The sequence below is a fragment of the Treponema zioleckii genome, assembly GCF_014737315.1.
Classification (GTDB): domain Bacteria; phylum Spirochaetota; class Spirochaetia; order Treponematales; family Treponemataceae; genus Treponema_D; species Treponema_D zioleckii.
The window spans coordinates 41,225-53,554 of sequence record NZ_JPUF01000005.1 but is presented as its reverse complement, the minus strand read 5'-3'; the positions used below and the strand labels follow the sequence as shown (position 1 = coordinate 53,554).

Genomic DNA, 12,330 nt, shown 5'->3' with positions numbered 1-12,330 from the left:
TAAGGCTTTATGCCGAAGTCGTATTTGACTACAGCCCCGCTTTTGGTGGGGCTATTTTTTTGATAAATTTTCTGTTTTATAAAAAGTTTTGCTTGCGTTTATAAAAAGCTATGATAAGATAAAAACGTGGTCAGGAAAGAGATGAAGACTTAGCACCGACTGCAATGAAGGAGGCATTTATGCAATTTCCGACAAAAATATCAGACTCGATTATTTCGTCAACTTTATCTTTATCAGATTTGTTTCTCGAACGCATCGAGGTAACAAAGTAATCATAAAGCTACTGGCAGCTAAGCCAGACGATATTACAATGCCGTTCCTCAGTTTTTACTGAGCATGAATTGGGTATAGTGCAAACCACCTTTTTTAGGTGGTTTTTTGTTTTGTAAAATTTTTAAATTTTTTTGTAAACTTCATCAACTTTTAATTTTTTGCCAGAATATCTTAAAACTCTAAAACTAGAAAGTTGGTTCTTTTTAAGGCATTATACCATAGGAGATTTTTATGACCGTACAGCAAAAATTTCGAATGATTCTTGATTTGTCTATGACTGTCCTTACTTTAATTCTTATGGGCGGACTTTATTTTTTTCCGTGGGAAGGTGTTCACGAAATCTTGGGAGTCGTGCTGTTTGTTCTGTGGACTGTCCATGTAATCTTGAATCGATATTGGTACAAATCACTTTTTGTTGGAAAATACAACGCTTTCCGGGTTATGCAGGTGTTTGTAAACTGCATGATTTTGTTGTGTGCGATTCTTTTGATGATTAGCGGAATTATTCTTTCGAATCATGTTTTTAAATTTTTGAATCTGGAAACTGGTTTTTCGTTTGCAAGAGTTACTCATCTGCTTGCTTCGCATTGGTATTTTCTTTTTATGTCACTTCATATTGGTTTTCACGTTCGGATGATTGCAAGTCGAATTTGGGCGAAACGGCAGGGGAGTGAGTCTGAAAGCAAAAAGCCAAAAATCATTTCAAAAATTATACTTCTTGCGTGTTGTTTGTACGGTCTTTATGCGTTCATTTCTCGCGGCGTCTGGCGATATTTGATTCTTCAGCAGCAATTTTTCTTTTTTGACATGGAAAAAGGATACTTGCTCTTTTTTGTGGATTACATTTCAATCATCATTCTTTTTGCGACGATAATGCATTATATTTTGAGCGCGAGTCGGGTAAAAAACTAATCGAACAAAAATCAAACTCCTTCCAAAACTTTTTATTCTCAATGCAGGCTCTGCAATTTTTTCATCAATAGGGTAGAGAGATTTTTAACTTTGTCCTATTGATGGCTTGACGGTCAAAGCTATCAAACTATTTTTAACATTAACATGTTCACAAAATCATACGCTAAAAATAACGGATACTGCCATGCCGGATTTTGGTTTGGGATAGTCCTTTTATTTTATTTAATAATAATCTACAAAATATTAGTGCTTGATTGTGTATAGCACTATAAGAAAAATTAGATATTTGAATAAAAATAGGTGTGTTGCAAAAAACAGTGATTAAAAGGTGAATCTTGGACTTTTTTACAGAATTTTCGGCAAATCTTGGAGTTTGAGTAACAGTTTTTCAACGCAGAATAAAAAATCAATTTTTTTAAATTTTTGCTTGCATTCTGCCAAAGCTATGATAAGATTAAATCGTGGTCAGGAAAGAGATGAGGACTTACACCGGCTGCACGAAAAGGAGGCGTTATGCAATTTCCGACAAAGATAGCCGACCTTTTTAAGGTCTTGATTCAGATTTGATTTTAATGCTGACGGCAGCTAAGCCGATACCTTTTGAATGTCATTCGGGCGACTTAAAGCCGAATTTAGACAACATACAAACCACCTGTTTTAGGTGGTTTTAATTTTTTAAACTGGGTTTCTAACGTTCAGCCTGTATCAGATTCACAATTCAGGCTTAAATCATTATAATTTTTTTATGGAAAATCAATTTTCTCGCACGAGCCTTATTTTTGGGCAGGCGAATATGGAAAAACTTGCTTCGGCACGAGTTATTGTTTTTGGAGTCGGCGGGGTCGGCGGTTTTGTTGTTGAAGCATTGGTCCGTTCTGGAATTGGTGCAATTGACATTGTTGACGACGATGTGGTTTGTGAATCGAATTTGAATCGTCAAATTTACGCACTTCATTCAACTCTCGGCGAATATAAAGTTGACGTTGCTGAAAAACGGATTTTGGATATAAATCCACAATGCAAAGTTACAAAACATAAAGTCTTTTTTATGCCAGAAACGGCTTCTCAGTTTGATTTTAAGAATTACGATTACATTGTTGACTGTATCGACACTGTTACCGGAAAAATTCAGCTCGTAATGAGCGCAAAAGAAGCGAATGTTCCGATTATAAGTTCCATGGGCGCCGGAAACAAAGTTGACCCGACCCGCTTTGAAGTTGCTGATATTTATAAAACGGCGGTTTGTCCGCTCGCACGCGTTATGCGCGGTGAACTTAAAAAACGCGGAGTTCGCAAACTCAAATGTGTTTATTCAACCGAAAAAGCAATAAAAGTGCATAAAGACGAAACCAAAACGGAATCGCAGGCCGAACAGAATCAAGGTGCGCAAAGAAAAGGAAATCCTAAAAAGCAGGTTCCTGGGAGCAATGCGTTCGTTCCGTCTGTTGCAGGGCTGATTCTCGCTGGCGAAGTCATTAAGGATTTGATTCAATTTGATTCATCGAATCTGTAAGGCCGCTAAAAAAATTTGGTCTTGCTATAGGGCATCTCGAAAAACTGAAGTTTTTCGAGGTAACTTTGAAAATCCTCTTGAAATTTCCTTGTCACTCGTTATCATTATTTTTGGTAGTTTAGTTTTTAGAGATTTTATCAATAAAAAACAAAAAAACGAAACAAACAGGGGAAATTATGTTTGATTACGAAGAGGATGAGTATGAGGTTGGTTCAGATGACCTCGACGATTTTGAATACTATGTGGACTTTATAAAGGCACTCGAAGACGAATATGTTTCTAAAAGCGATATTGTCCATGAGCTTATGAACGAATTTGACTTGGAGCAGTCTCAGGCCGTACTTGTTGTAAAGCGTTATTTGCGCGAAAAAAGCGACTGGGAAGATGATTATAAAGAAGACATCGTTCCAGATGATGATTACGGTGACGGAAATAAGGAATATTAGTAAGTTTAATGCCGATTTTCTAAGTCTGTCATTATCGGGTTTGGATCTGTAATCTTTATTCATATTTAATGAAAGGTTCTGGCTTGGGATTTGTTTTGCAAAATTTGTGGGTTGCACTTTTGCACGCTCAGCGATTTAATCCCGTAAATGGCAGAAAATTCGGCATTGAACTTGGAATCAAAATTATCTAAAGGTAAATGCGATATGATGTTACGAAATATCTGTCATTTTTCTGCAAAAACGGTTATATCTCTTCTTTCGTTTGTTTTTCTGTTTGAAAGTTGTGCCACCGTTTCTTCTGCATGGCTTACGGACAGGGAAACTTCTTACCCGCCTTCAAAATACATTTCTGCTCTCGGTAGCGGTGGCACTGTTCAGGAAGCGCAGCAAAACGCGCTCGGTGAAATCGCATATTTTTTTAGCACTTCCGTAAAGACCAGCCACGAACTTGTGAACACTTACAAAGAGACAAAAATCAATGATTTTTACGAGTCTGTGGAGCACAGGCAGATTCAGGAAAAAAGCCAGATTGATTCCGAGGCGCAGCTTTTTTGCGTCCAGTTTTCTACTCCCGCGAAAAAAGGCGGTTTGTTCCACACTGTTGCTTACATTGATCGCGAGTCGGCGTACAAAACCTACATTGACAATATAAAAGTGAACACAATTATTTTACGGAGCTTAATTGTTCTTGCCGAAAAACATGATTTTCCGTTTGAATGTGTTGCAGCAAGCAAAAAGGGTGTTGCGGTGGCGAACATGACGGCGCAGATGCTAAAAAATGTTCACGCGTTAAAAATGGGAAACGAGGATTTTTCGGAGACCGAAAATCTTATAGACCGAATGTTTCAAGCGCATAAAAAAAATCTTTCGAGCGTAACGCTTTCTTTGAGCGTGGAGAATGACTGGAACGGTACCGTTTTTAGGACGCTTTCGGAGTTGCTCGAAAACGAAGGATTCGCCATTACAAAAAACGGCGAAAATGTGGCTCTCGTTGCACAAATTGAGCCGAACCGAAGCGAGAATGCTGCTGGCGTGTTTCTTACGTGTGGATTAAAAATTCGTGCAGTTGATTCTGCCGAGAGGGTAGTATTCTCGTACACGCGCAGTTTTGAGCGAATTGGGGCACCTGCACAATACGAAGAAGTTGCCTGGCGAAAGTCATTTTCTTCCATAGCTACTGAGTTACGCACTTCGTTCCTAAAAGAATTTAACAACCGTCTGAACGGTGACTAAACTTGCATAAAAAAAATTGGAGTGATTTATGAAAAAACGACTGATTCTTGCCTTATTGGTTTCATTCTTATCTTCTGTTTTTGTCTTTGCAGAATCGCAAAAACTCGATTTGGACAAGGCGATAACTTCTGCCTCAAAAGAAATTACTTCTTATTTTGGCAAAAAAGAATTCAAGAAAAAAAACGTTAATCTTGCGGTGGTTGTGAGCATGACCGACAGCGAGGATATGGCGAATTATTTGAGCAATAGTTTTGAAAGCGAAATAAAAAAGCGCAAGAATATTCACTTGGTTGCCCGCGACAAAGTTTCTTTGGGGCTAAGGCAGGCAGAAATCAACTATCAGTATTCGGGTTACGTGAGCGACGCGAACATGGTTGTTATTGGAAATGAAGTTGGCGCGCAGTACATTGTAAATGTGAATTTTGAGCAGATTGAAAAAGAAAAGAGGCTCAGCGTAAAAACAGTTGACGTAAAGACCTCTGAGATTGTTGTGGGAACGAACGTTTACAATATTCTTGATTCAAAAAAATTGGACGCACTTTTAAAAGATACAAAGAAATTTGTTGTTCTTAACGATTATCTTTCTGAAATAAAAAATTGGCAGAATCAGAAACGCAATACGGAAAATAGTCGCGACCAAGAAATCGTTGACACTCAGGGTGCAATAAACAAAGAATACGAAGAAAAAATTGCGGAAGCAAATCAGAAAATATATCCTGAAAATTACAGTGACAGCAGAATCCAGCGTGAAAAGGCCGAAAAGATTCGATATTTGGAAGCCGAGCGGGACACAAAACTCGCTGATGCAAAAAAGACTATTTCGGCAAAATATGCAGCGGGAATCAAAACTTGCGAGGATAAAAAAGAGAACGTAATTGACATGATGCTTCGCAAAGAATTTTTCTTGCGTGGGCAGGAGCAGATTTTCTTTTCAATCGACAATTTTGAGCGCAATGCAGTTCCTCAGTATTTTCCTGTAGCGTTCAAGTCGCAGGATTCTAACGTAAACTACGACCAGAATTTTAAAATCGAGATAAAGCAAGATGATACCGAGGATTACAATCGCATAAATATTCCTAAAAAAGAGAAGAAAATCATTGCGCAACTTATGTTCAAACTTGAGCGCATAAAAGGCACCGACGAATTCAACGTTAGGGTTCGAAAGGTTGCGTTGATTCATACTGAAACGAATGCGGAGCTTTTTTCTGCGGAGCCAAATAAAATCGTAAACCAAGTGCCTGTTTCAAAGGGAGTTGATGCTGTTTTGGTCGGTTCTTCTTCAGAGGAAACTGCTTCGGACGGTTCTGACGCGATTCAGGTTGTTTCTGCAAAAAATGAATTTTCGGAAGACCCGCGTGCGGAATATGCCCGCCAGCGTGTAAAAGAGATGATTGACGGCGATGAAGTTGAACCAAAAAAAGCTGGCAAGACTTTTGTTAGCGCAAAGGCGGAGAGCAATCTTGTTATTAATGGCGAGATTTTTGACTGCACTGGCGAGGTTCTTATAAATAACAGCCAGCTTTCTCAGAAAGTGATTTTTGGAAAGTACGAAGTGACTCAGGAACTTTACGAGACTGTAATGGGAAATAATCCGAGTCAGTTCAGTGACTTGGATATGACAAAAACACCTGTAAACAATATGACTTTTTTTGAGGCCGTTGCATTCTGCAATGAACTTACAAAAATGACGATGGTTGCAACGAACTGCGTTTATTACAGCAACGAAGCTTGCACCGTCCGATACACGGCTGACCACGCCAAAGAAAGACGCCAGGTTTACGCAAAACTCGACAACACAGGATTCAGACTTCCGACAGCCGATGAGTGGGAAGTCGCCGCCGGCAGAAAGTACATTGTAAAGACGACTTGGAATAATGAAAAAGAAACTGACTATTATTTTGACACAAAATATTCTGGTTCTGATAGTTTGTCTGATGTTGCATGGTGGAACAAAAACAGTGCTGATTATGATGAGCCAGCTTTGCATCCTCACAAGGTAGGAACAAAATTCGCAAATCAAAACGGAATTTACGATATGACCGGAAATGTTTGGGAGTGGATTTGGAGTGAATTTAACGGCGTTGGAAGTGGCAACGGTATGTTTTTTTATGACACTTCTGTTCCAATAAAAGGCGGTTGCTTCTACAATCCTGAAAAAAACTGCTCTTTGCAGTGGTGGGCTTACCAGCGTCCTGAAGACAATGACCGCGGAATAGGCTTCCGCATTTGTAGAACAACTTACTAAAAAGCTTAAGGGAATTTCAAAAAACTCTGTTAGAGTTCCGAAGTTCCCTTAATTCCGAGTTTTCTATAGTAACCGTGTTGCGTAGTATGGATGTGACAGGTTTTGCAAAACTTGTCACTCGGCCTGAAACTTAACGAATGCAAAAAAAAGGGCTGTCCCACCCGGGGCAGCCCAAAAGTTCTATTGAGAATAGAGCTGAACTTAGCCAGCCATTGCTCCCAGCTTCTTTTTTCTGTGTGCGAGGATTACGCTCTGCAAGAGAATGAAGAAACACAGAATAAGACCCGTTGTAATACTTTGCCAGTAAGGTTCGTGCAAACCAGAAGCTACAACGATGTTGTTGATTGTTTTTAGTGACATTACGCCGAACAAAGTTCCGATTACGCTACCAACTCCACCGCTAAGGAGGGTTCCGCCAATAATCGAAGAGGCGATTGCCTGCATTTCGGCACCAGTTGCGTTGGAGGCATTTCCGGCACCTGTGTGCAAAAGATAGATAAATCCGCCGATTCCGGCCAAAACACCGCACAGAACATAAGCGAAGAACTGAGTTCTCTTTACATTGATACCGAGCATGAGCGCGCTTTCGCTGTTGCCACCGACTGCATAAAGGTTTCGTCCAAAGCGAGTCCATTTGAGCATTGCCCAAAGAATCAACACTACAACAAGAGCGATTACGACGCCAACCTCAATTGAAGATGGAATCCAGTTTCCGTTTCTTGCGGAATGCCCGATGAACGGAAGTTCAATCTCATAATCCTGCAACTCACAGAAAAGTTCATTTTCCGCCGTGCGCGGAACGCTACTTACGATAGTCGTCATTCCGCGGGTAAAAAACATACCGGCAAGGGTTACGATGAACGGCTGAATCTTTAGGTAAGCCACAAAATATCCCTGAACGATTCCCATCAAAAGACCTATTCCGAGTGCGATTACAATCGAGCTAAGAATTCCGCCGTTATGGTCTTCCATAAAAACGACCGAAGCCATTGTGATGAGCGCTACCGAACCTCCGACCGAAATGTCGATTCCGCCCGTAATCATTACGATTGTAAGACCGCAAGCGATTACAAGAAGATAAGCGTTGTTGTTGAACAAATCCAAAAATTGCTGAGGATTCAAAAATCCGCCGCCCCAAATAATCATTGCGAGGAGGTACATTCCTACGAACGTGCAGATTGTAATCGTAAGAAGAAGCGCAGTATTTGAAAGCGGTTGTTTGTTTTTGCGTTTAAAAAGTAGATTTGCCATAATTATTTACTCTCCACTTTTGCAGATTTTGCGTATTTTTCCATAATCTTTTTTTTGAGTTTTCCGACCCATGCTTTTACGACCGGAGAGCCAGCAAGTACGATTATGATGATGACGATTGCCTTGTATGCTTTGACGGCTGTAGAAGGAACATCCATTGAGTACAAGGTGATTGTGAGTGCTTGAATGATGTATGCACCGAGGATTGAGCCTGCGAGTTTGAATTTTCCGCCACCGAGTGAGTTTCCGCCGATTGCTACTGCAAGAATGGCATCCATTTCAACGTCCAGAAGAATTGTCTCATGGTTGATGAGTCCGATTCGGCAAACGTTCATAGAACCTGCGAGCGTTACGCATACACCGAGAATCACGAATACAATCATCTTCATCAAGAACGGGTTGATACCGTTGAGCTTTGCGGCACGTTCATTAATACCTACAGACTGAATAAAAAGGCTTAAAGTCGTCTTTTTGAGCAGCAGGTTTATTAGCAGAACGAACACAATTACGATAAGGATTGGTGTTGGAATCGCAATATGAGGAATGAATCCACCGATGTACGAGAGAAGTTTTCCCTCAACGTTCGGGGTTGCTCCGCCGTTAATCCAGTATGCGATAGGGCGACCTGCCGTGTACAGAATCAGCGAGGCAATCATCGGCTGAATGTTGAATTTAGAAATAAGGAGGCCGTTGAACAAACAGAAGATTATTGCCACGATACAAGCAAAAACAAAGGCCGCAAGCATCGTGCCAGCAGTGATGTTGCCGGCGCGCAAGATTTTTACGAAAACCGAACCTGCGATTGCGGCAGAAGCACCAATGGAAATATCCTGTCCCTTTGTTGCCGACGTGATGAGCGTCATTCCGATTGAAAGGATTACAAGTTCCGAAGCACCGTTCAAGATACTGATTAAGTTTCCAGAGAGAACCGTGTTTTTAAGGTTGTTGGTTTTAATTCCGATAGAAAAAAAACTTGGGTCACGAATAAGATTGAAAACAACAAGAATCAGCAAAGCGATAATTGGAATTGCGAGCTGAGACTGAAAAACTTTTTTAATTTGATTTAAGATTTTATTTGTCATTTTTTGCTTTTCCTCCCGCAATGGTCTGCATGATTACGTCCTGACTCAACTCATCGCCTTTTAGCTCGCCAACGATTTTGCGGTCTCGCATTACGATAAGTCTTTGACAAACAGAAAGCATTTCCGGGATTTCCGAAGAAATGAACGTTACGCTAACGCCTTGTTCCGCAAGTTTAAGAACCTGCTTCTGAATCTGAATCTTTGTTCCAACATCAATACCGCGTGTAGGCTCGTCAAGAATCAGATACTGCGGATGTGTCAAAAGCCAGCGCGCAAGAATGACTTTCTGCTGGTTTCCGCCCGAAAGTGATTTGATAGGGGTTTCTTTTGAAGCCGTTTTGATTTCGAGCAATTTAATGTACTCATCCGCGAGTTTTTCGGATTCCGCGCGTGAGATTGGGTGCGTAAATCCGCGAAGAACTTGCAGCGCAAGAATCATGTTTTCACGAACAGACAAATCCTGAATGATTCCGTCGCCTTTGCGGTCTTCCGGCAAATAGCCGATTCCGTTCTTCATTGCGTCTTTTGGAGTGGTGATTTTTACATCTTTTCCGTTGATTTTTACTTTTCCGCTCGTGATTCTGTCCGCGGCAAAAATAGCGCGAACGCTCTCGCTTCGTCCAGAGCCCAAAAGTCCGGTAAAGCCGTTCACTTCGCCCTTTTTGATGTTAAAGTCGAACGGACGAACGCCTTCGGTTGTGGCAAGGTCTGTAGCTTCGTAAACGTTTTCACTCGTCTGCGGGAGCGGACGCTTCATGTTCTTGAGGTTTGTCATGTCTTCCGCTTCTTTTCCGAGCATTGCCGAAATTAATTTTACGCGTGGCAATTCATTTACAGTGTATTCTCCTACAAGTTCACCGTTTCGGAGTACTGTGATTTTGTCACAGACTTCATAAACCTGCTCCAAAAAGTGCGTGATGAAGATAATTCCTACGCCGTGGCTTTTAAGAACCTGCATGAGCGTAAAGAGGTGCTCAACTTCGTTGTCGTCGAGTGAAGAAGTCGGTTCGTCAAGAATCAGAACCTTGCAGTCCATGTCAACCGCACGTGCGATTGCTACCATCTGCTGAACGGCAAGCGAGCAAGTTCCGAGCTGCTGGCTTGGCTGGGCAGGAATGCTAAGGTGCTTCAAAAGTTCGGCAGCTTTTTTTTCCTGTTCTTTTCGATTAACGAATTTATAATTTCCTCGACCTATATACATATTCTCTGCAACCGTCAGGTTAGGGCAGAGAGTTATTTCCTGATATACTGTAGAAATACCCAAGTTCTGGGCATCCTGTGGGGAACGAATGTTTACAGGGCCTTTGTTGCCTGCAATCCTAATTTCTCCCGCGTCCTTAATGTGAACGCCTGTAAGAACTTTTACCAGAGTTGACTTTCCGGCTCCGTTCTCGCCCATGAGCGCGTGGATTTCTCCTTCGCAGAGTGTAAAGTCAACATTCTGCAATGCCTTTACCCCAGGGAATTCTTTGTAAATTCCGCGCATTGCCAAAACAACATCTTTTTTTCTCATCGTCATACCTAAAGTCACCCTTAAAAAAAACGGCGTAAAATATGTTTAACACACTTTACGCCGTTCACAGCCCGCTTATAAGAAAAGCTGACTAGTCACCAAGACCGTATTTGTCAATGTCAGCCTGTGTGATTGTGTTTGCATCAAATCCCTTTTCGTTAGAAATGATTTTCTTTGAAGTAACTTTACCTGTAGAAATCATTTTTTCGATTACAGCAGCCTGGAATGGAGAGCACTGTCCGTCGTAGTTCCAGTTTTTAGCCAAAAGTTCGCGCAAAGCCCATTTGTTGCAGTCGAAGCCCATTACGATAACTTTTCCGTTTACACCGTGTGTGATACCAGCTTCATCGAGAGCAGCAACTGCACCCTTAGCCATACCGTCGTTCTCAGCGTAGATTACGTTAAAGTCTTTCTTTGAGTTGATAACAGCTTCAACGATTTTCTTTGCTTCAGCTTCGTCCCATGTAGCAGTCTGCTGAGCAACTTTTGTCATTTTGCCAGAAGCGAACTCTGCATTCAAAGCCTTTGTACGACCAATCTGAGCGTCTGAACCCATAGCGCCCTGAATGTGAACTACTTTGTATTCTGGGAGTTTCTGAGCCTTGAGCCATGCAACAGCTGTGTCGCCTTCTTTTGCCATGTCTGAAACTACAGCAGCTTCATAGTACTTAGCGTTAACGTTAATCATTCGGTCAAACAAGAAAACTTTGATTCCGTTTTTCTTAGCGTTCTTGAGAACTTTTTCCCATCCGTCTGTAGCAGCAGCAGAAAGAAGAATGTAGTCAACGCCGTCTGTGATGAACTGTGCAGCAGCATTCAACTGCTCATCGTTTTTAAGGCTGTAGAAAGTTTTTACATCATATTTTGCAGATGTGAAAACAGTCTCAAAGTCCTTTACATTGGCAGCACGATAACCTGATTCTGATGGCGGGTTGTTGATGATACCAATCTTGATTTTTCCGTCGCCTTTTTTCTTAGCAGCGAAAACAGAGGTAAGGCACATAAGAGCCATAAGACAAGCAATCAATTTTTTCATCTAATTTTTCCTCCTTTTTTAGATGCATTACTATGGTTCTAATGTTAAGTCCACAAATGCCGTTTTTGAATTGAAATATTTAGGATTTTTTTTTGATTTTTTTAGGAATTCTGAATAAAAATTGAAAGATTTCTTATAAAAGAGTTGAATTTTTTATTTAAAAAGTTGATTTTTTTACATCAAAAAAGGGCTGCCCAATAAGTTACTGGGCAGCCCGTAAAATTCAGCTTTTATTTTATTCTGTAAATATAGTTTTCTTTGCGAGGAGCAGCGTCCCTTGTTCCGCCTTCGGCCTTGTAGCCCAAAGCAACGTGACCAATGCCTTCAAAATCACCTTTGATTCCTAAATCAGAAAGGAGTTTTTTGCCAAAGTCACTTTCAAATTCTTGCTTTGCCCGATGAATCCAAATAGAACCGAGTCCAAGCGATTCAGCGGCATTCATAAGATTTCCCATAACAAGCGAACCGTCATAAATGTAGTTTGGCGAAACTGCTTTGTCGGCAAGCACGACCAAAACGACTGGTGCGCCGTAGAATGGGTCAAAACCTTCGCCCCAGCCACCGATTTTTCGGTTTTCTTCGCTAAGTTTGTCCCGAATTTCTTTGTTCGTTACGGCGAGAATAATAGAAGGCTGCAAATTCTTTCCGGAAGGTGCGAAAGTTCCTGCTTTAAGAACTGCGTTCAGTTCGTCTTCGCTAATCATTTTGTCCAAAAATTTACGACAACTGCGGCGAGTTTCCAACACTTTTAAAGTTTCGTTCATAAAAACTCCTTTTTTCAAAACTCGGAAATCATTTATTTGCCATGAACTGACTCCTTTGTTTT

General features: G+C 41.0%; 10 protein-coding genes. 5 read left to right on the top strand and 5 right to left on the bottom strand.

The features are described 5' to 3' along the window. Positions 1-504 precede the first annotated feature (504 nt). From JI65_RS02645 to JI65_RS02625, 5 genes are all read left to right on the top strand, one after another. Complete coding sequence (locus JI65_RS02645; protein ID WP_191013825.1) at positions 505-1,185, top strand: DUF4405 domain-containing protein; 681 nt, start codon at positions 505-507, stop codon at positions 1,183-1,185. A 745-nt stretch (positions 1,186-1,930) separates the two neighbouring features. After that, positions 1,931-2,698, top strand: coding sequence for a tRNA threonylcarbamoyladenosine dehydratase (locus JI65_RS02640; RefSeq protein ID WP_191013824.1), 768 nt, complete (start codon positions 1,931-1,933; stop codon positions 2,696-2,698). Positions 2,699-2,874: 176 nt separating this feature from the next. Next, positions 2,875-3,144 carry a hypothetical protein gene (locus JI65_RS02635; RefSeq protein WP_191013823.1) on the top strand — a complete coding sequence of 90 codons (270 nt, stop codon included), beginning with the start codon at positions 2,875-2,877 and terminating at the stop codon, positions 3,142-3,144. Between the two features lie 204 nt (positions 3,145-3,348). Further along, positions 3,349-4,377 (top strand): LPP20 family lipoprotein, encoded by a 1,029-nt coding sequence (locus JI65_RS02630; protein ID WP_191013822.1) that lies wholly within the window; start codon positions 3,349-3,351, stop codon positions 4,375-4,377. Between the two features lie 28 nt (positions 4,378-4,405). Next, positions 4,406-6,622, top strand: a complete 2,217-nt coding sequence (locus JI65_RS02625; protein ID WP_191013821.1) for a formylglycine-generating enzyme family protein — start codon at positions 4,406-4,408, stop codon at positions 6,620-6,622. 201 nt (positions 6,623-6,823) lie between these two features. Here the strand turns inward: JI65_RS02625 and JI65_RS02620 are convergent, their stop codons facing one another. From JI65_RS02620 to JI65_RS02600, 5 genes are all read right to left on the bottom strand, one after another. After that, positions 6,824-7,873, bottom strand: coding sequence for an ABC transporter permease (locus JI65_RS02620; RefSeq protein ID WP_191013820.1), 1,050 nt, complete (start codon positions 7,871-7,873; stop codon positions 6,824-6,826). Between the two features lie 2 nt (positions 7,874-7,875). Further along, positions 7,876-8,955 (bottom strand): ABC transporter permease, encoded by a 1,080-nt coding sequence (locus tag JI65_RS02615; RefSeq protein ID WP_191013819.1) that lies wholly within the window; start codon positions 8,953-8,955, stop codon positions 7,876-7,878. After that, positions 8,945-10,468: a sugar ABC transporter ATP-binding protein gene (locus JI65_RS02610; RefSeq protein WP_197971893.1), complete on the bottom strand. Its 1,524-nt coding sequence runs from the start codon at positions 10,466-10,468 to the stop codon at positions 8,945-8,947. Before JI65_RS02610 ends, JI65_RS02615 begins: the two co-directional genes overlap by 11 nt. A 91-nt stretch (positions 10,469-10,559) precedes the next feature. Further along, the gene (locus tag JI65_RS02605; protein ID WP_191013818.1) at positions 10,560-11,504 is read right to left on the bottom strand and encodes a substrate-binding domain-containing protein; all 945 of its coding nucleotides are present in this window, start codon (positions 11,502-11,504) and stop codon (positions 10,560-10,562) included. Positions 11,505-11,734: 230 nt separating this feature from the next. After that, positions 11,735-12,268 carry a nitroreductase gene (locus JI65_RS02600; RefSeq protein WP_191013817.1) on the bottom strand — a complete coding sequence of 178 codons (534 nt, stop codon included), beginning with the start codon at positions 12,266-12,268 and terminating at the stop codon, positions 11,735-11,737. Positions 12,269-12,330 lie beyond the last annotated feature (62 nt).